The organism is Paraburkholderia susongensis (assembly GCF_900177725.1).
Lineage (GTDB): Bacteria > Pseudomonadota > Gammaproteobacteria > Burkholderiales > Burkholderiaceae > Paraburkholderia > Paraburkholderia susongensis.
The window spans coordinates 101,150-124,643 of sequence record NZ_FXAT01000014.1 but is presented as its reverse complement, the minus strand read 5'-3'; the positions used below and the strand labels follow the sequence as shown (position 1 = coordinate 124,643).

Below are 23,494 nucleotides of genomic sequence, written 5' to 3'. Positions count from 1 at the left end.
GCGTTTCGTTCCCGCGTTTCGTTAGTGCGCGATATTCGGTTGAACCGCCGCCTCGCCGCCGCCCACGCGCTGACTCACCAGGATGGCGATGGCGGCCAGTGCAGCGGGGATGGCGAGCATGACGAGAATCGCGCCGAATTGCCAGCCGAGGCCGAGCAGCGCACCGCCGATCGCCGAGCCGAAGATGCTGCCGAAGCGGCCCATGCCGAGCATCCAGCTCACGCCGGTGGCGCGCGCAACGGTCGGATAACGACCGGGCGCAAATGCGTTCAGGCCGGTTTGCGCGCCGCTCATGCAGAAGCCCGCGGCAAACACGAGCAACGCCAGCGACGAAGACAGCGCGCCGATATAGCCGAGCGCGAGCACGCACAGAGCGCCGCCGACATACGCCGCGCTGATCACCGGCGCCGGACGTGTGCGGTCCATGATCCAGCCGACGAGAATCGCGCCGATCGTGCCGCCGATCTGGAACATCGCCGTGATGTTCGCCGCGCTCGTGACGGAGAGCCCCGCATCCTTCATCAGCGTCGGCAGCCAGCCCGTCAGCAGATAGATCACGAGCAGCCCCATGAAATACGTGACCCACAGCGCAATCGTCATCGAGCCATAGCCTTGCGAGAACAGCACACCGATCGGCTTGCGTGTGGGCAGCGGCGGCTCGTTGGAAACGAACACTTCGTCACCGGCGAAACGCACACCGCACACGCGGCCGAGCACCGCGCCGATACGCTGCGACGGCGCACCGCGCACCGCGAGCAGACGGGCCGATTCAGGCAGCAGCCAGATCTGGAACGGAATCAGCACGAGCGGCAACGCACCGCCGAAAATCAGCACCGAACGCCAGCCATGAACCGGAATCAGCCAGCCGGCCGCAAAGCCGATCAATGCCGAGCCGAGATTGAAGCCGGTGAACATCACCGTGATAAGCAACGCGCGCTTGCGCTGCGGTGCGTACTCGGAGAGCAGCGTCGTCGAGTTCGGCATCGCGGCGCCAAGACCGATGCCGGTCAACAGGCGCAACGTCGCCATCTCCATCGGCGATTGCGTGAATGCGGTAGCAATCGTGAACACGCCGAACAGGAACACCGACGTAATCAGCACCCACTTGCGGCCAATGCGGTCCGACGCGGGACCTGCCGCCAATGCGCCGATCACGAGACCGATCGGCGCCGCGCTCATCACGAGCCCGAATGCGGGACGCGAAATCGCCCAGTCGTGAATGATGGATGGCGCGACGAACCCCATGATCGCGACGTCCATGCCGTCGGCGGTCACGATCAGAAAGCACAGCGCTACCAGCAGCCACTGGTAGAGCGAAATCGGCCGCTCGTCGATAAACGCCTTGATATCAATTCTTTTACCGCCTGTATTTCCATTCGTCATCTGAACTCTCCTGTCTCCTTCATTGGTCTTATCGCGCGGTCAAAGCGCATGGCTTTGCACGCTTCGTTGATCCCGTAACGGTCATATCGATGAGCCCTCGCGCACCCTGCTCGAGCAACTGGCGTGAAGGTAGCTTTTTGCTATTCGAGTCCCAAAGCGCGGGTTAACCATAGGACCGAAGCCAGTATCCGCATTTTCGTCGTTCCGCATAGCCCCGGCGTCACCATGCGCATTCGCGCGAAGCCTTTCTGGATAAGCACCGGAGGTAATCAGAAGGCCCCTGAAAGCAGGGCTTTTCAACGCCCACCGGCGCGCACCCTCATAAACAGAACAGATGACGTGGGAACGAAGTCGCATAGAACAGCGGCGTGAGGCGCCGAGTTTTCCGATCTTCGGCATTGCGCCGCAAATCTGGAGTCCGAACGAAAAAGCGGAATGACCGTGACAACAGTCATTCCGCCCGGGAAACGAGCCAGCCTGGCAGGGCCGGCCACGTGGGTCGATTGCCGCCGATCCGCTTACGGCGCGGCAACCCCCTGCGTCGCCGCCGTATAAGGCGCGTAGAAGCTCGAGCCAGCCCATGCAGCCGTCGACGCGGTGTAGAGCGGCGCGCCCTGCGTGTAGTTCGCGCCGTCGTGCCAGTCGCCGGAACCGGTGTACTTCGCGACTGCCGGGTACGGATAGACCGGACGCGACGCCGTCACGTTGTTCGACGAATCGGTCTGATACGTCATGACGGCATCCGGCGCCTGGACCTGTTCGACCCAGTCCGTGATCTTCGACACCAGATCGATGTTCGGGAAGCCTTCGCCGCCGCCGCAGTGAGCCACGCCGGGCACGAGATACAGCCGCGCAAACTGGCTCACGTTCGCCGCGCCCATCGTGTTCTGCATCGCTTCGTAGTACTGGATCGTGAAGAGCGGCGAGATGTGCTGGTCAGCCCAGCCGTGCCACAGAATCAGCTTGCCGCCGGCGGCCTGGAAAGCGGACAGGTCGGGACTCGTCGCATCGTTGAGCGGATGATTCGCCTTCAGATACGCCGGATAGAAGCTCGCGTCCTGATAGCCGAAAGTGTCGATCGTCGGCATCGTCGGCGAACCGGTGAAGATCAGGTTGTAGGCGCCGGTCACGATCGAATAGCTGAACAGCTTCGTCACCGAAACCGGTGCGTCCGTCGAATTCGAGTTCGGCACTTCGACGCCGATCCAGTTCGCTTCCGAACCGTATTGCGGCGAGCCGGCCAGCATGCGTTCGCCGGTCGTCGCATCGGTAGGACCGTTGAAGATGTTCTTCGCGGTCGTGACTTCCGCCGCGCTCAGACAGTCGCTGGTGCTCGTCGCATTGTTCGCGCACTGGATCGTCGCCGGATCGAAATGGCAAGTACGCGGATCGGCGATCAGGCCGTCGGCCGCGCCGCTGCCGCCACCGCAAGCCGCGATGACGGCCTTGTGCAGCACTTCGGCCTTGTCGGCATAGAGCACCGCATTGCCCGCGCTCGTGCCGGTCGTGCTCTGCGACTTCACGCTCCAGCCGTGATACAGCGAGTTCTGGATCTGGAAATGCGCGGCCGGTGCACCCGCAACGATACCGTTGTAGTCGGCCGGGTAACGCTGAGCAGCCATCAGCGCCTCGCGGCCACCGTCGGAGCAGCCGATGAAGTACGAGTACTTCTGCGTCTGACCGTAATAGGCCTTGATGAGCTTCTTCGCGGCGAGCGTCGTGATGTGCTGGCCGCGATACGCGAAGTCGGCGGCCTTTTGCGGGTCCGTGGTCCAGCTCGAATCCTGGCCCGAGTGCCCCATGTCGGTCGCCGCCGTCACGAAGCCGCCGTGCTGCACGAGCGGGCAGGTATAGCTGAAGCTGAACGAGCTTTGCTGGGTCGGGTCGCTCAGGTTGCCGCACAGACCGCCGCAGCCCAGTTCCGCGAAACGCTGCGTCCACGTGCTGACAGGCAGTGCGACTTCGAACGTGTTCGACGGTGCGAGTGTGCCTTTCACCGTGCAGAAGGCCACCGTCGCGCCATTGACCGTGGCGTTGGTTACGGTAGCCGACGTGATCGCACTGCCCGCGCCGCCAATATCCGTGATATCGATCGAAGCAAGTTTCGAGCAATCGACGACCGGCGCCACAACCGAGAGCGGCGTGTAAGCAGGACTGCCGCCGCTACTGCTGCCGCCGCTGCTGCCGCTACCGCTTCCCCCGCCACATGCGGCGACAATCGCGGCCGTCGCGCAAATGCTCAATAGCGTCAGCAGCGAAGCCGCACGTGCCTTGATACGTGCGAGAGGATTGAGAGAATGCAGTGTTCTCATACTTGTTCTCCTGCGTTGTTTTCTCTATCGAGTATTTCGAGCCGTGGAACCGGACGTGTGTGCGCAAAACGCATTGCATCCCAGCACTGAGTGACGCATTTCCTGTTCATCTTCATGGATTCACCTCTCCTCCTTTAATACTTCGGTTCTTAAAAGCGTCTCGTCTGCTCCGACAATGCTGTTGCACGTGCCTGCCGGGTTTTGACGCGACGTTAGCCAGACCGTGAATGAGGGGAAATCGCGGGTTAACCACAGGGATCAGCGATATGAACGGACCAATGCCGCGTCGACTGGCACACCCCGATCGCGCTCGACCGAGCGCACAAGCCCACCGCACAAGGGCGGATGCATTCACGCATATGCCGGATCCCATTGCGGTCAGTGATCGGCGCAACGGCACGCAATAATTTTTTTAGATGCGAAAAGAAAGAAATTGAAATGCTTCGCACGGAGGTCGCGAAAGGATCGCTTCTATTCCTATTCTGGTGACCGTCGTGCTCTCACTCGCGCCGGGAAGAAGGTTATTGATGACAAGCATCGCCGCGCTGTGGCGTGGACCCAACGCTATTCAAAGCCGCGTTGCGAAATGGCCCAAAGAGCTTTCTCTTTTATTTATCGGCCCATCCCGAAGATCTTCCACATCCCGACAAAATTTCAGCGCCGTCTTTGCGCGAGGCAGACGCCGCCCGCAAGGCACGCAGAGATAAAACTTTTATTTTTCAATGATCTGCAACGAATACGGGGAAATAGCGCGACACCCGTGCAATTTCGGCAGTCCGCGTAAACCCCGTCATTTCTGACAGCGCAACATCCAATCCAATCCGCTCCCCGGCCTTTTCACACTACTTCCTCAGGAACTTCGCGCCGACTATATTGAGCCCCGTTCAGCAGTCGCCCTTTGTTTCTTATCAACGGGCCTGCGAGTCGCGCACTACCCGGACATCGATCCAGCAATGCCGACGTTCGCCGCATCACGAGGACGACCAGAGATCTCCGTGACCGGCCAACACCTCACTCATTACAAAACCACGTCAGTTCGCATGACTAAACAAAAAAGGAGATCATCTCGATGAAAAAAACGCAAATCGCGCTCGCTATTTTTGCGGGCGCCTTGATGTCGACGGCAGTGTATGCCCAGAGCAGCATCACCCTCTTCGGCCTCATCGACACGGGCGTGACGTATGTGAGCAACCAGTCGGGCAATCACACCGTCAAGATGGACGACGGCGTCAACGGTCCGAACCTGTGGGGTATGAGGGGCGTGGAAGATCTGGGTGGCGGCACCAAGGCCATCTTCGAACTCGTGAACCAGTTTCAGGTGGACAACGGACAATTCATGCCCAATGCGAGCCTGTTCAGCCGCACGTCGCTGGTGGGGCTCGTCAACGATCGCGCCGGTAAGCTCACGCTGGGTAATCAGTACGACTTCATGACGGACGCGCTCTATTTCGGCGGCAACGATCCCGCCGAGATTTCCGGTCACTTCTACGCATTCCGCGCTGGCCCGTTCCAGAAGCTGGATCTGCCGCAGAACCCGACCGGCGCATTCGACTGGGACCGCATGGCTGGCGAGCGTATCGCCAACTCGGTCAAATACGTGACGCCGGTATTCAACGGCTTCAGCGCGGGCGCCATGTACGGCTTCGGCAACGTAACGGGCTCCGTCGGCGCGGGCAATTCGACAAGCTTCGCGCTCAATTACGCAGCGAACTCGTTCGGCGCGAACGCCGCTTACACGAACATCAAGTACTACACCGCCGGTTCGCCGCAAGTGAGCGTGCGCAACTGGGGTATCGGCGCCCACTACAGGTTCGGCGCATGGTTCACGAATGCGCTCTTCACGACCGTGCACAACTCCGCGAACGGCGCTTCGGTTTATGAAGGCTCGGTCGGCGCGCAGTATCGCATCACACCAGCGCTCGCCACAGGGGCATCGTATATGTACATGAAGGGCAATTCGGTCGTCGACAACAATCATGCCCATCAGGTCGCAGCCATTGTCGACTACTCGCTGTCGAAGCGCACGAGCGTCTATGTGCTCGGCCTTTATCAGCGCGCCAGTTCGGGCGGCTTCGCGCAAGTCAACGGCATGAATAGCGCCGATGGCGCGTCGAGCGGCCAAACCCAGGCTGTCGCGCGCGTGGGTTTGCATACGCGCTTCTGAATACGCGCTGACGGCACGATAACAAAGACTGACAAAATTTGACGTTCGCCACCTCCGCGGATCGCGTAGCATAGTGAAGGCATGTCCTGCGAGCGCCACGCGCTCGCATTTGTCCTTCATCTGCGGAGAATCTGGAAATGAGTATTTTTGGTGACATCGTGCACAAACTGTTCGGCAAGGCAAAGCCGGACCAAACTCCCCCCGCGGCGGACCCGACTCCTGACCCGGCCGCCGCGCAGGCCGCAACGCCTGACGCAGCGCCCGCGCCGCTCGCCGACGTCGACGTGGCCGCCGTCATGGATCAGCTCGTCAGCGAAAGCGGGCAGACGCTGAACTGGCGCACCTCGATTGTCGACACGATGAAAGCGCTCGGCATCGACAGCAGCCTCGACCATCGCAAGCAGCTCGCGCAGGAATTGAAATACAGCGGGGATATGAACGACTCCGCGAGCATGAACATCTGGCTGCACAAGCAGGTCATGCAGGCGCTCGCGGCAAACGGCGGCAAGCTGCCGCCCGATCTGGCGAATTAAACGTTCGTCATTCAGGCTCGATTGCCCGATGGAAACAGCAGGCCGGGCAATATGAAACGCGGCCGCTCATGAAACGTCGCTCACGGAACGTTATTAATGAACGTTGCCCGTGCATCAGCCGGCAAGCGGCCGCGTAATCACCCACACCCTGCGCACTGGCGCAGGGCGTTCGAAACTGCTGTGAGTGAAAACTGACCTGGAGACCAACGCGGCTATTGCGCCGCGGTGAGCTTGAGTCCCGGTCTCAATGGCTGTGTGGATTCCTGCGGAGCTTTGCGCTCGTCCGACACCTGTTCAATGCCTTTTCTCGTGACTTCTTCGAGAAACGTTAGGCGAGCCCGATAATAATCGGCGCGCAGTTGCGCATCGAGCACAAGCTGCTCGGCTTGAAACAGTTCCATGCGTAAGTTGTTTAACGCCCGCTCGGCCTGTTTCTCGGGAGTAGGAGCATGTTGTGAAGCCCAGTTAGCAAGCCACCTCATCATGGTGAAGCCCTCCTTGAGTTCAATGCTCTGCCACAACACAGGCTATCAAATTCTGAGCGGGAGGTGTGTTAAATCATGCCAGGTGTTGCGTATTGTGCAAGCTATGGTGCGCGACCGCACAATAGCCGTGTCATCGCGTCATGCTAGTTATTCGATAATCGACGCTGCGCGTACGGCAATACGGATAAAAAGAAAAAAGCCCGCACAGGGGAAGGCGGGCAAGAACAACTCTCCATTAAAGAGTGTCATTATCATGACACGAGAGCAGTTTATCGCTGGGGCCATGCGGCCGTCAGTGCGGTTACCGGCAATTCATCGAACATCTGACAATCGTTGACCTTGCTCCGGCGCCTAGCGAAGCGCTTCCATATTCTTCGCAATCGCGCGCGCATACTGTGTGATCTGCCGGCCCTGCTCGATCAGATCCATTGCCAGCCGGAAAGCCACCACGTCGGTCTTATCCGCGAGCTGAAGCTTGGCAAGCACGACCTGACGCGCGATCGTAGCCAGCCTCTCAATTTCGCTCTTCGCCTCGATGACCTTCGTGATTTCTTTGGAATCGGGCTCACCGATCGTGCGAATCGCCCGTTCGAGATTGTGGATCACGGCCTCTCCGAATTGCGCGGTCGCCACATCGCGCAGGCGAACGATATCGATCTGCTGCGTCAGTCTTTGCTGGCCCACTGTGATGAGCGTAGTGCTAATGATGCCGCTGATGCTCTCGAGGTTGCTCGCGACCTGCGTGAAACCGACCATCTGCTGACCTTCGTTCTCCGAGTGCTGGACCTGCGAGAGCCGGCCGATGTAGTGAAGAATCTCCAATGCAAGCCGGTCGGTTTCCTTGTCCTGATCCAGCATAAGATTGATCTCTTCCATCGTGCCGGTTGAAACCATCTGCGAGCCGCGCCGCACGATATCGAGCACCTGTTCGCCGAGCCGCGTGAGTTCGATACGCACGCGCTGCAGTCCAAGCGAAGGCACCGTGAGCGACGACTCGTCGAGATAAAGCGGATCGCCTGCCCGTTTGACCGACTGCGCGCGCGTCGGCACGATGAGTTGCGCAATTCGCGCAATGGGCCCGGTAAACCAGATCAGCACCAGCGTGCTCACCACGCTGAATATCGTGTGGGCGTTCGCCACCTGACGCGGCGCTTCCGCCGCGAGCCGCGCCGCGCCTTGCAGCTCCGGATACGACGGCGAGATGATGCGAACGAGATCCGCCATCTGCGGGATGACGAAAATCCCGACCGCCACGCCAAGCAGATTGAAAACCAGATGTACGACGCCCACCTGCACCGCTTCGGGCGTCTTGCCGATCGACGCCAGCAACGCCGTGCCGCAGGTGCCGACCTTCGCGCCGAGAATCAGCGTGATCGCAGCCTCGAGCGGCATCAATCCTTGCCCGCTCAACGCGATCACGATGGCGAGCGTCGCCGCCGAGCTTTGCACGATCGCGGTGAACACCGCGCCCACCACGATGCCGACGAGCGGATTGCGCATGTCCTGCATCGCGTCGATGAACGGCTGGAACGTGCGCAGCGGGTGCGTTGCGTCGCCCATCAGCTGGATGCCCATGAAGAGCAGGCCGAGCCCGAGAACCACGCGGCCGATCTGGCGCAGCAGTTCGCGCGTGCCGAACGCGTGCAGCATGAAGCCGGCTGCGAGCATGAATGGCGTGAGCCGCGATACGTCGAACGCAATGATCTGCGCGGTGATGGTCGAGCCGATGTTCGCGCCCATGATCATCGGCACGGCCTGGGTCAGCGTCATCAATCCGGCTGACACGAAGCCGACCATCAGCACCGTCGTGATCGTCGACGAATTGAGCAAGGCGGTCACGACAGCGCCGGCCGCCACGCCGCGAAACCGGCTCGCGGTCAGCACACCGAGCATCGCCTGCAGTCTCGATCCGGCAATCGCCTTCAAGCCGCCGGTCATGAACTCGAGACCAAGCAGAAAAAGAGCGAGACCGCCGATCAACAACCCGAATATTCCAACCAGGTTCAGCCTGAGCGGCTCGATGTCTGCCAGGTAATCAGTCATCCTGCTGTGCCTTTGTGATGAAGCGAATGCGCGATGTCTGACGAGTGACGTGCAGCAACTCCATCGGTCTTTTCACGCGTCAGCAGCAAAGCCGAAACATTCACTACGCAATCTGCGTAAAGTCATGGCAAGGCCGGGCGGCGATCCTGCCGCGTCCGCTTCGCAAACCGCTTCACAACCCGCCTCGCAACCCGCGTTACAACCCATTTCGCATACCGGATTGGCAGCCCGCGTCGCAACCCGGATCGACCGTTCGGTTGAAGGTCCGATTGGCAGTTAACCCCTAGGTAAAAATGCCCATCGTGCCGCCTGCAAGCGGGTGCCAATAATACCCCATCCTCCGTATCGACTCGCTGCAAACCACCCCAGAAAGAAGGAGGACTTATGGCAAATCGTATTGCCTACGTAACCGGCGGAATGGGCGGTATCGGTACCGCAATCTGCCAGCGCCTGCACAAGGAAAATTACACGGTCATCGCGGGCTGCGGCCCGAACTCGGCACGCAAGACCCGATGGCTCGAAGAACAAAAAGCGCTAGGTTATAACTTCATCGCCTCGGAAGGTAACGTCGCGGATTGGGAATCCACTGTAAAGGCGTTCGAAAAGGTCAAGAAAGAGGTCGGCGAAGTCGACGTGCTGGTCAATAACGCGGGTATTACGCGCGACGGCGTATTCCGCAAAATGACGCACGAGGACTGGAACGCGGTGATCGATACCAATCTCACGAGTCTGTTCAACGTGACCAAGCAGGTCATCGAAGGAATGGTCGAGCGAGGCTTCGGGCGTATTGTCAACATCTCGTCGGTCAACGGCCAGAAAGGCCAGTTCGGGCAAACCAACTACTCCACCGCCAAAGCCGGTATTCACGGCTTCACGATGTCGCTCGCCCAGGAAGTCGCGACCAAGGGCGTGACGGTCAACACCGTGTCGCCCGGCTATATCGGCACCGACATGGTGCGCGCGGTGAAGCCTGAGGTGCTCGCGAAGATCGTCGAGAGTATTCCGGTCAAGCGCCTCGGCACGCCGGAGGAAATCGCATCGATCGTTGCGTGGATCGCATCGGATAACGCCGGTTTTGCGACGGGTGCGGATTTCTCGTTGAACGGCGGTCTCCATATGAGTTAGCGGGAACGGCGCCGCGCTCTGCGCGGCGCTACCGCATTCCACTGCCATGGACATTTTCTCGGGTTGGCCCGGCGTGAGCCGGCCGCGTCAGTGAGCTTATGGCCAGAAAAGCGAGCCTCCCTCGCGAAGCACATGCGAAATCGGCACGGTCGCGTTCGAAGGCGATGCAGCAGCCGATCGTGCCAGCAAAAGCGGGCGAAATCTCGCTCGACTATCACATGACGCTCGAGGCGCTGCGCAGCGGCGTCGGCAATCAATATCACGTCGGCAGCATGGCGCAGGCCGTTTATATGGCGATGCTGCTCAATCAGCGCGGCTATGGCGCCGCGATGCCCGATCTGTTTCGCGACGCGGAGGGCGTGATCCTGCGCTGCCGCGCGGCGGGACTCGATACCGGCATCTGTGCCGTCGACAACGACGCGTATGCACTCCTCGGCCAGGTTCTCACGCTCTTCGATCAGCAACTCGCGGCTGCGCCGGTTCAGGAACTGATCGCGGTCAACGCGAAGCTGAAGCAGCTTTTCAGCGCGGCCAATGCCGGGCATGACGGCAAGGAGACCGTGCCCTGACGGGCTGGCTCGCGCCGCCATCGGCCGCCACGAACCGCTATATCCGGCTCGAAGATGCGCGTATCGTCGAGGGGCTTCGTCCGGTTCGCGTGGCCGCTTACCCGCTTATCCGGTTAGTCGCTGACTCGCTTCCTCACCGGTCGGCGCCGGTCGCGGCCAGTCAGGATCGCGCTTGCGCCATGCCTGTGATCGCCGCCCGGCGCCCACGTCCTTCCAGAAAGAAAAGCCCATGCGCCTGAAAGCCGCCTTCCGCCGCCGTCTTACCGGCCTGCTGATCGCCCTGCCCGCCGCCGTCTGCGCTCTGCAAGGCTGCGCGACACCCGACGCCGACAGCGTCGCGCACACGGGCCCCTATCAGGCCGAGATCCGCCGTACAGCGCTCGGCATTCCGCACGTGAAAGCGGACGACTGGGGCAGCCTCGGCTACGGATACGGCTACGTGCAGGCACAGGACAATCTGTGCACGATGGCCGAGGGCTTCGTCACCTATCGCGGCGAACGTTCGCGCTACTTCGGCGCGGATGCGCGCCCCGCGTCCGAAACGATGCTCGGGCAGCCCGACAATCTCGACGCCGATTTCTTTTTCCGCTTCATCGTCGACGATGCAGCGGTCGCACGCTACAGAAAAAGTCAGACCGCCGACATGCGCGCGTTGATCGACGGCTTCGTCGCGGGCTATAACCGCTACGTCTCGGATCTCGCGCACGGTGATTTTCCGCGCGCGCACGCAGCGTGCCGCGCGCAACCGTGGGTCGGCAAGATCAGCAACGCGGACGTTTACCGGCGCCTGTACGCGGCGAATCTGTCCGGCGGCGAGGCGCGCTTCGTCAATGCGATTGCAAGTGCGCGACCGCCGGTGGCCGCAGCAACGCCGTCGCAGCAACAAGGCGCATTGCCAGGCGAAGACAAGGCTGCGCGCACTGCACGACAGCCTGCGTCCGATGCCCCGCTCGCCCACATCGGCGGCTACTCCGGCATCGGCAGCAACGCGCTCGCCTTCGGCGCGGACGCGACCCGCAACGGCAGCGCGCTGCTGCTCGGTAATCCTCACTGGTTCTGGACCGGCCCCGCCCGCCTTTACCAGGCTCAACTGACGATACCCGGCAAGCTCAACGTGAGCGGCGCGTCGTTTCTCGGCATCCCGCTGATCGTCATAGGCTTCAATGAAAATGTCGCGTGGACTCACACGGTGTCCACCGCGAGGCGCTTCGGGTTCTTCAGACTCACACTCGTACCGGGCGCGCCGACGCATTATCAGGTGGACGGCAAAAGCGAGGCGATGACGCCCACGCAGGTCGGCGTCGAGGTTCGCGCCGCCGACGGTTCGCTGCATACCGTCTCGCGCACGCTCTACCGCTCGCGCTTCGGCCCGCTCGTCAACCTCGCCACGATGTCGCCCGCGCTCGCATGGAATGCGCAGCAGGCTTTTGCGCTGCGCGATATCAACGCCGAGAACTTCCGTGTGTTCGAAAACTTCCTCGAATGGAATCAGGCGAATTCGCTCGACGATTTCATCCGCATCCAGAAGCAGAACGCGGCGATGCCGTGGGTCAATACGCTTGCGATCGGCAGCGACGATCCGCGCGTGTGGTACGCGGATATCGGCGCGATACCGAACGTGCCCGACGAACTCGCGCAGCGTTGCACGCCGCCCGTCGGCAAGGCGCTCGCGCAGGCGATGCCGGGGGTACCGTTCCTCGACGGTTCGCGCAGCGACTGCGACTGGCGCGATCAACCCGGCGCGGTGCAGCGCCACGCGTTGCCGGTTACGCAGATGCCGGGGCTGCTGCGGCGCGATTACGTCGGCAATTTCAACGACAGTTACTGGTTGAGCAACCCGGCCGCGCCGCTGACCGGCTACGCGCGGATCATCGGTGCGACGGACACGCCGCAATCGCTGCGCACCCGGCTCGGCCACACGATTGCCGCGCAATTGCAGAGCGATCCCGCAGGCGTGTCCGCCGACGCGCTCGGCCGCGCGGCGCTCGACAGCCGCTCGATGTCCGCGCTGCTGTTCAGGCAGCCGGTGCTCGACCGTCTTTGCAGCAGCGACGCGCTCGCGGCCATGTCTGCCGATCCGAACGCCGGCGAACGGCGCGAAGCGTGCAAGGTGCTCACCGCATGGAACGGCACGGCCGCCGCAAACGCCGCCGGCGCGACGCTGTGGGACGAATTATGGAAACGTCTGCGGACGATCCCGCCCGCGCAACTCTACGCAGTACCGTTCGATCCCGCGCAACCGTTGACCACGCCCTCGGGCATCGCCGCCGATCCCGCCAGGCTCGGCGCCGCGCTGCACGATGCCATCGCGGCGCTGCGGCGCGCCAACATCGCACTCGACGCACCGCGCAGCGCCGCCCTCTACGTGCAGCGCAACGACGAGCGCATTCCCCTGTTCGGCGGCTGCGACGCGGGCGGCTACTTCACCGCTGCGTGCGCCGCGCATCCGTTCGATACGAGCGGCTATTCGATGAACGTCAATCCGGCGGGCGACACGTATGTGCAGATCGTGTGGTTCGACCAGGGCCAGGTGATGGCGCGCACGCTGCTCGCCTCGTCCGAATCGGACGATCCGGCCTCACCTCATTACGCCGACGCCACGCGCGACTATGCCGCGCAACGCTGGATGAAGATTCCGTTTTCAGAGGAGTCGATCGCGCGCGATCCGGCGTTGAGCGTGCGCTTGCTGAGGTCGTCGGATGCGAGCACGCCATAAGCACCAACGCGCGGCGGCGGGACGCGCGCCCGGCGAGCGTCATCTCGAACAGCAACGTGATGAAGCCGCGAAAAGACCGCCGACCGCCGCATGCCGATAGTAGTGCTTGCTATCTTCCAGCCTTTTCCCGCGCCCGCTTTGCACGCAAAGACGGCGAACGCTCCGTGAGCGACGGCGCCGTTTCGTCTTCCGCGTGGCGCGTTCCGGTGAATTGCTGGCGGTACGCGGCAGGCGTCACAGCCTTCGCCGCCTTGAACTGCCGATTGAAATTCGCCACGTTCGCAAAACCCGAGCGCGCGGCGATCACTGATACCGGCAAGCCCGTATCGGTGAGCAGCCGGCATGCATGACCAACCCGCACGCGCGTGATATAGCGCCCCACGCTCTCGCCGAGATGCTGCGTGAAGTGCCGCGTCAGCGATCGCTCCGATAGTCCCGATGCCTTGGCGAGTGCCGCAAGCCGCAGCGGATGCGCGAATTGCGTGTCGATCAGCGCGAGTACGCGATTGAGCTGGTCGGGCTGATAGCCGGACGGTGCGCCCGGATGCGCGCCACGATGTGCCCCCGTCCGGGCATCGAACGCGCTCGGCGACGCGAGCGGCGTGCCCGGTGCCTGTGCGAGCCAATCCAGCACATCGAGCACGGCCTTCAGACGTTCGCGCGGATCGGCCGAAAGCAGCCGCTCGAGTTCGCCGCGCAAACGCGCTCCCGCGCCATGTTCGAACGCGAGCCCGCAGGCCGCGCGCCGCAGCAGATTGCACAAGCCGTTGTACTCGGGACAGACGTCGGCCAGGCGGCGCACCCATGCACCGTCGAACCAGACCACGATCGCGACCTGCGGCGCCGATGAGTCGATCGAGCGATTCGACGCCCACGTATGCGGCAGATTGGGCGGCACGAGCACGAGGTCGTCGTCGCCATACACGGTCACCGAATCGCCGATGAACCGCTTGCCCTGACTGTTCATCGTCAGTGTCAGTTCGTACTCCGGGTGATGGTGCCATTCGAACGGGATTCTCGGCAGGCGCCGATGGTAAACCCGTACCGAACAGCTCGCGCCAAAATCGACGCGTTCGTAGGCAGCCTTCATGACCGGATTCGCAAAGAGATTGGCCCGATCATATCACCCGCCTCACTCCCGCCGCAGTACGCTTCCCTCATCGACATCACGATCAGCAGACGGAGACAACGCCATGGCACTACGAATCGATGACCTGCCGGCCGCCATCAGACAAGCCAAACGGGAACTGCGCGAGATGCTGCCCAATTATCGCGAGGTGTTCGCCGAAGTCGAAGCGGCCATGACTCACGAAGCGCGGCAAATCGCGGAGCGGCGGGAGCGCGGCGAACCGGTGATCCCTGAAATCCAGTTCGAAGACATCGCGGCGAATCGCGTGAGCGCCGAGCAGATCGCGTTCGTGAAAGCGCGCGGTGCGTGCGTGATCCGCCAAGTTTTCGATCGCGCGCTCGTCGAGCAGTGGGACCGCGATATCGCCGGCTATGTCGAGCGCAACGAGCTCGATGCGAAGCTGCTCAATCGCGCGGAAGACAAGTACTTCGGTCAACTGGCTTCGAGCAGGCCGCAAATCTATGGCGTGTACTGGTCCAGGCCCCAGGTGCTCGCGCGACAGTCGCCCGCGCTCACGCAGGCGCGCGTATTCCTGAACCGCCTATGGCGCACCGAGAGCGAAGGCCGCGTGCATTTCGATCCCGAACGCGTGCCCGTTTATGCGGACCGTCTGCGGCGCAGACCGCCCGGCTCGGAATCGCTGGGCCTGTCTGCGCATTGCGATGGCGGCTCGGTCGAGCGCTGGATCGAAGCAAATTTCCGCAAGGTTTATCGGCACGTGTTCTCCGGCAACTGGCGCGCCTACGATCCATTCGACGCTGCCTGGCGAACCGAAGTCGAGGAAATCCCGTCGCCCGCGGTTTGCTCGATGTTCCGCACGTTTCAGGGCTGGACCGCGCTCACGCCGCAAGGTCCCGGCGACGGCACGCTTCAGCTCGTGCCGATTGCGAACTCGATGGTCTACATCCTGCTGCGCGCGCTGCAAGACGACGTGGCCGACGACGATCTGTGCGGCGCGATGCCGGGACGCGCACTGTCGATCAAAGCCGAATACCATGCGCCGCTCTTTCAGGCACTCTCGTCGATTCCGCTGATGCAGGCAGGCGATACGGTCTTCTGGCATAGCGACGTGATTCACGCGGTCGAAGACGCGCATCGCGGCAACGGCTATAGCAATGTGATGTATATCGCGGCGGCGCCGTCGTGCGCGAAGAATGACGCGTATCTGAAGCGACAGTTGGCGAGCTTTCGCGAAGGCAAGAGCCCGCCCGATTTTCCCGCCGACCATTTCGAAGTGGATTTCATCGGGCGTGCAACGGCCGACGATCTGACGTCACTCGGGCGGGAGCAAATGGGATTCGATCTGTCATCCGATCGGCTGGGATGATTGAATCGGGCGCGCGGCGGCTGGGCGACGTACAAGCTCATCCGCCGATGCTGGACACGCCGTGAATACCCGCCGCGCCCGCATTCAACACCAGCGACAACGCGCCAACCAGAATCAGACTCGACGCCCACACCGCGTCGAGATTGAACCAGCTACGCGAGACGAAGCGGAGCCCAAGGTAGCGATAGACGAGCCAGGCGAGCAGTCCGCCGGCCATCATCATCGCGGCCGCGTGAACCGCCGAGACCGACAGCGCCATGCGCAGACTGGCTTCGATCAGCGTCTGCGCGGCCCGGTGCGCGAGGTCCATATCGTTGGCGCGGCACAGGCCCAGGTAGATCGGCACGAGCATCAGCCCCGCGCCGTGCGCGATCGCAACCGCGAAAGACCAGAGCGCGAGACGCGACGGCGCGATCCTCGCCAGCACGCGCGGATGACGCCGGCGTATCAGCAGAACGAGGCCGAAGCCGATCACGAGCACGCTCGCGCCGATCTGTATCTCGTGCTGCCACGCGAGCATGCTGGCCAGCATCGCGAACGGCAACATCATCAGCAGTATCGCGAGTACGTGCCCCGCGGCGAGATAGATGAGCGCGCTCCACAGCGCTTGCGCGCGTCGCTGCATCAACGCGTTCGACACGGCGAGCGGCCAGCCCATCGCGGGATTGAGCCCGTGATAGAAACCGCTCGCGAGGACGGCCAGCCACAGGCCGGTTTGCGGCGAGACGCCGATGCTCAAACGCCCACCGACGGATAGCAGAACGAATCAGTCGAGCAGTCGCCGCCTTCGAGCCGGATCTGATGCGCGCGGTAGCCGTCGGGAAACGCGACCCAGTAATCGTCGGCGAGCGTGAGGCCGCCGTTGGGGTCGGCATGCGCCATCACCTGAGCGCCGGGCACGCCGTCAGGGTAGAACTGGTTGTCCCATGTCGAATAGAGCGAATTGGTCCAATAGACGCGCTTGCCGTCGCGGCTGATCTCGACCATCTGCGGACCGCCCGCGAAAATCCTGCCGTTCGGGTGCGGCGTGCGCCGCACGATTCCACCGATATGCACCGACCCCGTGAGCTTCGGCTTGCGCGGTTCGGTCACGTCGTACTGGCGCATCTCGCCGGTTCCCCAGCAAGCGACGTAGAGGAATTTGTCGTCGATGGAAAGATCGATGTCGGTCACGAGCGGCGGCACTGCGCCGAAGCCTTGCAGCAGCGGCGGAAGCTCGTCGGCGGGCGCGGGTTCGGGCGCAATTGTCGCGGTCTTTTCGATGCGGAATTGCCCGTCTTCGCGCCACCACGTCCAGATCGAGCCTTCGAGATTGGTCGTGTCGACCACCACGCCGATGAAGCCGTACTCGCGCCTCGGGTCGTGCGCGGGCCGCACTTCGAGCGCCATCTGGTGATTCGCGCCGAGATCGAGCGTCTGCACGTTGCGCCTTGCGCTCAAGTCCCAAAAGTGCACGCGGTGCCCATACCGGTTCGCGAGCAGGTCTTCCGGCACGATGCCGTTTTCGAATTGCGGCGGCAGCGCCCATTCGCTCGACACCATGTAGTCGCGTGGCAGATTCCACCAGAAGTCGTAATGCTTTTCCTGCGAACCGCGTTCGATCTCCCAGCGGCCGAGCACCTCGAACGTCTGGCAGTCGATGATGAAAATCCCGGCCGGCCCTTCGGTGCCGTCGGCTCCCGCGCCGCCGAGCGTGCTCACGTAGATGCCTTCCGGTCCGCAATGCACGGTGTGCGGGCGCGAATAGCCGGTCTTGCGGAAGATTTCCTCGGGCTCGATGATCTTGTGAATCTTCGCCTGGGTCGGATGCGGCTTCGTGTCGACGATATAGATGCGTGAAGAACGCATGCCCGGAACGATCAGATAGCGCCGTTCGAGAAACGCATGGCCGGTCAACGGCGAAAGCGCGGACGAGCACGCATTCCAGCCGAAATGATGGAATTCGTCGCCCTTGTTCGGCACCGGCACCGTATGGACCACCTGGCTATAGGTCGGCGAACCGGGCTTCACGTCGATCACGGCGAGCGCGTCGGGCTGCGAGGAATCCGGACTCAGCAGCGCCGTGTACGCGTATTGCTCCGCCGGCGCATCCATCGCGAGTTTCGGCGATGCATGAAAGGTGGGATCGGGGCGCATTCCCATGGCGACACTCTCCTTGTTCTCTGAGAGGAGGCTTAACTTTAAATTTGTAGTTCACAGGGCCGCCGGAGGCAACCGGAAATTTTTGCGTGGCGTCGGGCGGGGCGAACGGCGGGATGGAACGCCTGTTGCGAGGGTTCGGTGGCCCGCTTGACGGCGACGGCGACCACGACCTGATCAGAAAGGTCATGGCCGCGTCAGGTTCGCGCCATCTGCGTTGCGTATGCTTCTAACGAGGAATAGTCAGGAGGACAAATGGAGTCTTCTCCACTTTTCATCGTCGGCTCACCCAGATCAGGAACGACCTTTCTCTGTTCTGTTCTCAACGTGCACCCGCTCATTCAACTGACCAACGAATGCCGGATCTTTGCGCTGCTGAAGAATACGCTGGACGCCTGCAACAATCGCCCCGACCTGCTCAGCGTGTCCTGCCGCGACCATTTTTCCCGCTTCAGCCGGCGCACGCTTGGCCCGTGGGTCGAACGGTTCTATCGCGAAGAGCTGGGCATGACAGCACCGATCTGGGGCGACAAGCATCCGTCCTATGCCGACCCCACCGTGCTTTCCGGACGCACGGGTTCGATCGAGCGGCAGCCGCGTTCAGGATCGTGTCTGCGTCTGATACGCGAACTGCTGCCGCAGGCGCGCTTCATCCATATCCATCGCGATCCTCGTCACGTCGCCAATTCACTGGTGCGCAAGCACTGGATCGGGTCGATCGAAGACGGCATACGCGTCTGGGAACAATACGTGAACGAGATCATCGGGTTCTTCGACGAGATTCCGGCGGACCGCGCGCTCACGGTCTCGTATCGCACGGTCATCGAAGACCCGGCTGCGACGGCGGCAAGTATCGGGCACTTCCTCGACGTGGCGGATGCAGCGCCGATCAGCGACTTTCTCGTCTCGCAGCGTCGTTGCCCGACGCCATTCAGCGATCCCGTGACCGATATCGCCGATCTTTATCTGGTACCCGACGAGCCGGCGGCCGACGACAAACTGCTCGCTCTGGCGGGAACGGCGGCAACGCATCTGGGATATGCGCGGCATGCGGGAGCGGCGGCATGAGGGGCCGGTGCCGAGCGGGCCGTCGAACGCGCGAATCTCGAAGCGCGGCGCGAAATGAGCGCGGTCGGTCGAACGACCTTTACCCGCTCATGCGCGCTATGCCAACGAAGCAAATCCGATACAGTTATCTGCTGAAGTGATAAACCCGACGCTCCAACGCGCCGCGAGTCGTAGTCCCCTCACGCGTCACTCCGTTTTCGCCGCATCAGAACTTCGGCAATCCCGGCGGATTGCTTTCCGAACGAGCCAACGCTTCCGACTGGATATTCCAGCGCGCGAGCGAGCGCAGGTAGGCGCCGTTCGCGATCAGTCCATTGGTCGCGACCGTCAGCGCGTTCATGAGACCACTGTCCTTGCGCGTTGCGATCGCCACATCCGCGCGAGCCGGCCAGCCCGCGTTGAGCGAGCCCACCTCGCGGATCGCGCCGGTGGTCGCCGCGTCATAGGCGAGCGGCGCGTTCGGATTGAATTCGACATCGGCGCGCCCCGACAGCAACGCGACGCGGCTCGCGGCGTCATCGTCGAAATACTGGAACTGGACGGGCTTGAGACCCTTCGCGACGTTCTGCCGGTCCCATTCGAGAATGATCCGCTCCTGGTTCGTGCCCGAGGTCGTGATGAGCCTGAGACCGGCGATATCCTGCGGCTGCGCGATCTTTCTGATCGGGCTCGCGGTCCTCACATAGAAACCGTGCAGTCCTTGCCGGTACGTCGTGAAATCGAACTTCTCCTTGCGCTGTTCGGTCACGCCGACGTTCGAGATCACGGCGTCGTACTTGCCCGAGCTCAGGCCGAGCGGCCAGTCGGCCCACACGATCGGCACGATATTCAGCTTCAGCCCGAGCGAATCGGCAACGAGTTGTGCGTAATCGGCATCGGAGCCGACCACGGTTCGCGCATCGGTCGCGTAGGTCGCGGTCGGCGGCAGGTGCGGCGAAATCGCCACCGTGAAGTAGCCGTCCCTGGCGAACCGGTAGTGGTTGCCGATCGCGGCAAGCGCGGCAGGATTCTTTTGCACACGAATCCTGCCGGACTGCTCGGGACTCAGATCGACCGTGCCGTGCGGCGCCTGCGCCGCGTGGGCGATGTCGAGCGCGTTGCGAAACAGGAGCGCGCCGAGCGCCGTGCCGGTGAGGATGAATTGACGTCTATTGGTCATCTGCAATCGTCGGGATGAAATCACAGGACACGCGAGAGAAATTCGCGCGTGCGGGCGTGCCGTGGTTCGTTCAATACCTGCGAAGGCGGCCCCGACTCGATCACACGTCCGCTATCCATGAACACGATCGTATCCGCCACCTCGCGCGCAAAACCGATTTCGTGCGTGACGACGACCATCGTCGTGCCCGAGCGCGCCAGCGCCTTGATGACGTCGAGCACTTCGTTGACGAGTTCGGGGTCGAGCGCCGAGGTCGGTTCGTCGAACAGCAGCACCTTCGGCTTCAACGCGAGTGCGCGCGCAATCGCAACGCGCTGCTGCTGGCCGCCCGACAACTGACGCGGCCACGCATGCGCTTTCGCTTCGAGGCCGACGCGCGCGAGCAGGCTGTGCGCGAGACTCTCCGCTTCCGCGCGCGACAGACGCCCCAATGCGATCGGCGCCTCGACGATGTTTTCGAGCACCGTCAGATGCGGAAACAGGTTGAAGTTCTGAAACACCATGCCGACCTCGACGCGGCGGCGCAGAATCTCTTTCTCCTTGAGTTCGTAAAGCGTGTCGCCCTCGCGGCGATAACCGATCAATTCGCCGTCGATATCGACGAAGCCGCCGTCGACGCGTTCGAGATGATTGATCGTGCGCAGCAGGGTCGATTTGCCCGAGCCCGACTGCCCGAGAATCACCGTGACGCTGCCGGGGCGCATCGTGAGCGAAACGTTGTCGAGCACCTTGAGCGTGCCGAAGCTCTTCGATACCTGCTGGATCATGATCCGCGCGCCATCGCGCTGATCGGCCCAGCGGCCTGGTACGTTCGCGGTGACGGGCGGCGAGTTTTTGGCATTGGCCGTGCGGCTTGCTGCGTGCGGCGTTTGCGTATCAGTTTGCGTGTCCGCTTGTGTGTCCGCTTGTGTGTCCGCTTGCGTGTCCGTTTTCGTGTTCGCTTGCGCGCCGGTTTGCGCTTCCTTGCCGCTGCGCTGAATGCCCACGCTTCTCAGCAACGCGCCGAAAGCATCGCCGGAAATCGCAGCGAAACCGGACGGCGCCGCGGCACGTTTGAGGCCACGCGAAAAATGCCGCTCCACATACACCTGGATCGCCGACAGCACGGTCAGGATGATCAGATACCAGACCGTCGCCACCATCAGCAGCGGAATCACCTCGAGGTTGCGCCGGTAGATGATCTGCACCGTGTAGAACAGTTCAGGCATCGCGAGCACATAGACCATCGACGAGCCCTTCGCGAGCGCGATGAGGTCGTTGAACGCGGTGGGCACGATCGCGCGCATTGCCTGCGGCAGCACGATGCGCCATGCCTGCCGCTCGCGCGGCAAGCCGAGCGCGGCGGCGGCTTCCAGCTGACCGTGGTCGACCGACTGAATGCCGCCGCGAATGACTTCGGCCGAAAACGCCGCGTGATTGAGTGTCAAGCCGAGCACCGCCGCAAAGAACGGGCTGATGAGTTCGGTCGTCGGCACCTCGAAGAAGGCGATGTTCGTGAACGGCACGCCTAAGCGCACGGTCTCGTACAGATAGCCGAGGTTGTTCAGGATCAGCAGCAGAACGATCAGCGGAATCGAGCGAAACAGCCAGACGAACGCCCACGCACTGCCCGCGAGCAGCGGTGAGCGCGAGACCCTGGCGAGCGCAATCGGGATGCCGAGCGCGAAGCCGATTACCGCGCCCAGCGCGGTCAGCAGCAGCGTGCGGCCCAGCCCCGATAGAACGGGCTCGGACAGAAACCACTCGGCAAAGACGTTCCAGCCCCAGCGCGGATTACCCAGGACCGACTCGAGCACGAGGGCGACCAGGAGCGCGGCAGCGACGGAGCCCGCGAGGCGCGCGCGATTCTTCGCCGGCACGATGCGATATTGGGCGCGCTCGCGCGGCAGGTCGGCGTGCGCGGGAGCGAGCGGCGGATTGGCGAGTTCGGCGGTGTCGTTCATCGTCGTCTACTCCACGCGCTCAGGCCGCTTCGGCCACACGGGCAGCCTCTGCCGCCGCATAACGGCTTTGCTTGCGCGGCAGGCCGAGATGATCGCGCAGCGTCGCGCCCGTGAGCGTGCGCTGGTAGCGTCCTCGCCGTTCGAGTTCGGGAATCACGTGCTGGGTGAAATCGTCGAGACCTTGCGCCTGCACCGCGAAGCCGAGGATGAAACCGTCGGCGGCGCCCGCGTCGAGCCAGCGAATCAGTTCGTCCGCAATCTGCGCGGGCGTGCCGAGGAAATGCGTGCGCGGCGTCGCCACTTCCAGCGCGACCTCGCGCAGCGTCGAGCCTTTTTTGCGCGCGTCGGCCTTGATGCGGTCGGTGGTAGAGCGAAAGCTGTTACGGCCGATCTCGCCCAGCTCGGGAAACGCTTCGTCGAGCGGATACTGCGTAAAGTCGTGATGATCGAAATAGCGGCCCAGATAGGCAAGCGCCTCGTCGATCGTCAGCAGTTCGCGAATCGCGCGGTATTTCGCTTCCGCCTCTTCCGGCGTCGCGCCCACGATCGGGCTGATGCCGGGAAAGATCTTCACGTCGTCGCGGTTTCTGCCGTGCTCGACCGCGCTGTCTTTCACGCGCTGCGCGAACGTCCGCGTTTCTTCGAGCGAAACCGAATGCGTGAACACCGCGTCGGCATATTTGCCCGCGAGCGCAATGCCCGCATCCGACGACCCCGCCTGGAAAATCACCGGCTGCCCCTGCGCGGAGCGCTGAATATTGAGCGGCCCCGCCACCTGGAAGAAGCGGCCTTCGTGATCGAGCGTATGCAGCTTCTTCCGGTCGAAGAACACGCCGCGTTCGCGGTCGCGCACGAACGCATCGTCGTCCCAGCTATCCCAGAGTCCCTGCGCGACGCTCAGATATTCGTCGGCGATTTCATAGCGCAATGCATGCTCGGGATGCGAGCCGCCGTAGTTTTTCGCGGTCCCTTCGAGCGGCGTCGTGACGACGTTCCAGCCGGCTCGCCCGCCGCTGATCAGATCGAGAGACGCGAACTGACGTGCGACCGTAAACGGATCGCTATACGAGGTCGAAACCGTTCCTGCCAGGCCGATCTTCGAGGTCACCGCGGCGAGCGCCGACAGAATCGAGATCGGTTCGAAGCGATTGAGAAAGTGCGGAATCGATTTCTCGTTGATATACAGGCCGTCCGCGACGAACGCGAACGCAATGCCGTGCGCCTCCGCCTTGCGCACCGTCTCGACGAAAAAGCCGAGGTTCACGCTGGCATCGGCGGGACCGCTCGAATGCTTCCACGAATTCATATGGCTGCCGGCGCCTTGCAGCATGATGCCGAAACTGAGGTTGCGAGTACTCATGGGGTCGTCCGCGAATGGGTGGGGTTCATAAAGGGGCGC

17 protein-coding genes are annotated in these 23,494 nt (G+C 62.6%); 7 read left to right on the top strand and 10 right to left on the bottom strand.

The annotated features are described in order from the left end of the window. Positions 1 to 21 precede the first annotated feature (21 nt). Positions 22 to 1,383, bottom strand: coding sequence for an MFS transporter (locus tag B9Z01_RS29260; RefSeq protein ID WP_085489048.1), 1,362 nt, complete (start codon positions 1,381 to 1,383; stop codon positions 22 to 24). Between the two features lie 518 nt (positions 1,384 to 1,901). Beyond that, complete coding sequence (locus B9Z01_RS29255; RefSeq protein ID WP_085489047.1) at positions 1,902 to 3,695, bottom strand: tannase/feruloyl esterase family alpha/beta hydrolase; 1,794 nt, start codon at positions 3,693 to 3,695, stop codon at positions 1,902 to 1,904. A gap of 1,069 nt (positions 3,696 to 4,764) precedes the next feature. On the opposite strand from B9Z01_RS29255, the gene B9Z01_RS29250 reads away from it, so the two are divergent. Further along, the gene (locus B9Z01_RS29250; RefSeq protein WP_085489046.1) at positions 4,765 to 5,859 is read left to right on the top strand and encodes a porin; all 1,095 of its coding nucleotides are present in this window, start codon (positions 4,765 to 4,767) and stop codon (positions 5,857 to 5,859) included. A 137-nt stretch (positions 5,860 to 5,996) separates the two neighbouring features. Beyond that, positions 5,997 to 6,392, top strand: coding sequence for a DUF3597 domain-containing protein (locus B9Z01_RS29245; RefSeq protein WP_085489045.1), 396 nt, complete (start codon positions 5,997 to 5,999; stop codon positions 6,390 to 6,392). A gap of 212 nt (positions 6,393 to 6,604) precedes the next feature. On the opposite strand, the gene B9Z01_RS29240 is transcribed toward B9Z01_RS29245, so the two are convergent. Both B9Z01_RS29240 and B9Z01_RS29235 read right to left on the bottom strand, forming a co-directional pair. Then, positions 6,605 to 6,877: a hypothetical protein gene (locus B9Z01_RS29240; protein WP_085489100.1), complete on the bottom strand. Its 273-nt coding sequence runs from the start codon at positions 6,875 to 6,877 to the stop codon at positions 6,605 to 6,607. 351 nt (positions 6,878 to 7,228) lie between these two features. After that, positions 7,229 to 8,920, bottom strand: coding sequence for a Na/Pi cotransporter family protein (locus B9Z01_RS29235; protein WP_085489044.1), 1,692 nt, complete (start codon positions 8,918 to 8,920; stop codon positions 7,229 to 7,231). Positions 8,921 to 9,304: 384 nt separating this feature from the next. Between B9Z01_RS29235 and B9Z01_RS29230 the strand changes: the two genes are divergently transcribed. The 3 genes from B9Z01_RS29230 (at position 9,305) to B9Z01_RS29220 (ending at position 13,330) form a co-directional block, all read left to right on the top strand. Then, a complete protein-coding gene (locus B9Z01_RS29230) occupies positions 9,305 to 10,045 on the top strand; it encodes a 3-ketoacyl-ACP reductase (protein ID WP_085489043.1) in 741 nt (246 codons plus the stop codon). 179 nt (positions 10,046 to 10,224) lie between these two features. Then, positions 10,225 to 10,614 (top strand): Fis family transcriptional regulator, encoded by a 390-nt coding sequence (locus B9Z01_RS29225; protein WP_244196188.1) that lies wholly within the window; start codon positions 10,225 to 10,227, stop codon positions 10,612 to 10,614. A 229-nt stretch (positions 10,615 to 10,843) separates the two neighbouring features. Next, positions 10,844 to 13,330, top strand: coding sequence for a penicillin acylase family protein (locus tag B9Z01_RS29220; RefSeq protein ID WP_085489041.1), 2,487 nt, complete (start codon positions 10,844 to 10,846; stop codon positions 13,328 to 13,330). 109 nt (positions 13,331 to 13,439) lie between these two features. Here the strand turns inward: B9Z01_RS29220 and B9Z01_RS29215 are convergent, their stop codons facing one another. Beyond that, positions 13,440 to 14,420, bottom strand: coding sequence for a helix-turn-helix domain-containing protein (locus B9Z01_RS29215; protein WP_085489040.1), 981 nt, complete (start codon positions 14,418 to 14,420; stop codon positions 13,440 to 13,442). 103 nt (positions 14,421 to 14,523) lie between these two features. Between B9Z01_RS29215 and B9Z01_RS29210 the strand changes: the two genes are divergently transcribed. Then, a complete protein-coding gene (locus B9Z01_RS29210; protein ID WP_085489039.1) occupies positions 14,524 to 15,786 on the top strand; it encodes a DUF1479 domain-containing protein in 1,263 nt (420 codons plus the stop codon). Positions 15,787 to 15,823: 37 nt separating this feature from the next. Here B9Z01_RS29210 and B9Z01_RS29205 read toward each other — a convergent pair whose 3' ends face one another. Together B9Z01_RS29205 and B9Z01_RS29200 are read right to left on the bottom strand one after the other, a co-directional pair. Beyond that, entirely contained in the window at positions 15,824 to 16,525 is a 702-nt protein-coding gene (locus B9Z01_RS29205) for a hypothetical protein (RefSeq protein WP_085489038.1), read from the bottom strand. Further along, entirely contained in the window at positions 16,522 to 17,928 is a 1,407-nt protein-coding gene (locus B9Z01_RS29200; RefSeq protein WP_085489037.1) for a selenium-binding protein SBP56-related protein, read from the bottom strand. Before B9Z01_RS29200 ends, B9Z01_RS29205 begins: the two co-directional genes overlap by 4 nt. A gap of 252 nt (positions 17,929 to 18,180) precedes the next feature. Between B9Z01_RS29200 and B9Z01_RS29195 the strand changes: the two genes are divergently transcribed. Further along, positions 18,181 to 18,993 carry a sulfotransferase family protein gene (locus B9Z01_RS29195; protein ID WP_085489036.1) on the top strand — a complete coding sequence of 271 codons (813 nt, stop codon included), beginning with the start codon at positions 18,181 to 18,183 and terminating at the stop codon, positions 18,991 to 18,993. Positions 18,994 to 19,198: 205 nt separating this feature from the next. Here the strand turns inward: B9Z01_RS29195 and B9Z01_RS29190 are convergent, their stop codons facing one another. The 3 genes from B9Z01_RS29190 to B9Z01_RS29180 are packed head-to-tail and all read right to left on the bottom strand — an operon-like array spanning position 19,199 to position 23,455. After that, positions 19,199 to 20,152, bottom strand: a complete 954-nt coding sequence (locus tag B9Z01_RS29190; protein WP_085489035.1) for an ABC transporter substrate-binding protein — start codon at positions 20,150 to 20,152, stop codon at positions 19,199 to 19,201. Between the two features lie 20 nt (positions 20,153 to 20,172). Further along, entirely contained in the window at positions 20,173 to 22,095 is a 1,923-nt protein-coding gene (locus B9Z01_RS36715) for an amino acid ABC transporter permease/ATP-binding protein (RefSeq protein WP_085489034.1), read from the bottom strand. Between the two features lie 19 nt (positions 22,096 to 22,114). Beyond that, positions 22,115 to 23,455: an LLM class flavin-dependent oxidoreductase gene (locus B9Z01_RS29180; RefSeq protein ID WP_085489033.1), complete on the bottom strand. Its 1,341-nt coding sequence runs from the start codon at positions 23,453 to 23,455 to the stop codon at positions 22,115 to 22,117. Positions 23,456 to 23,494 lie beyond the last annotated feature (39 nt).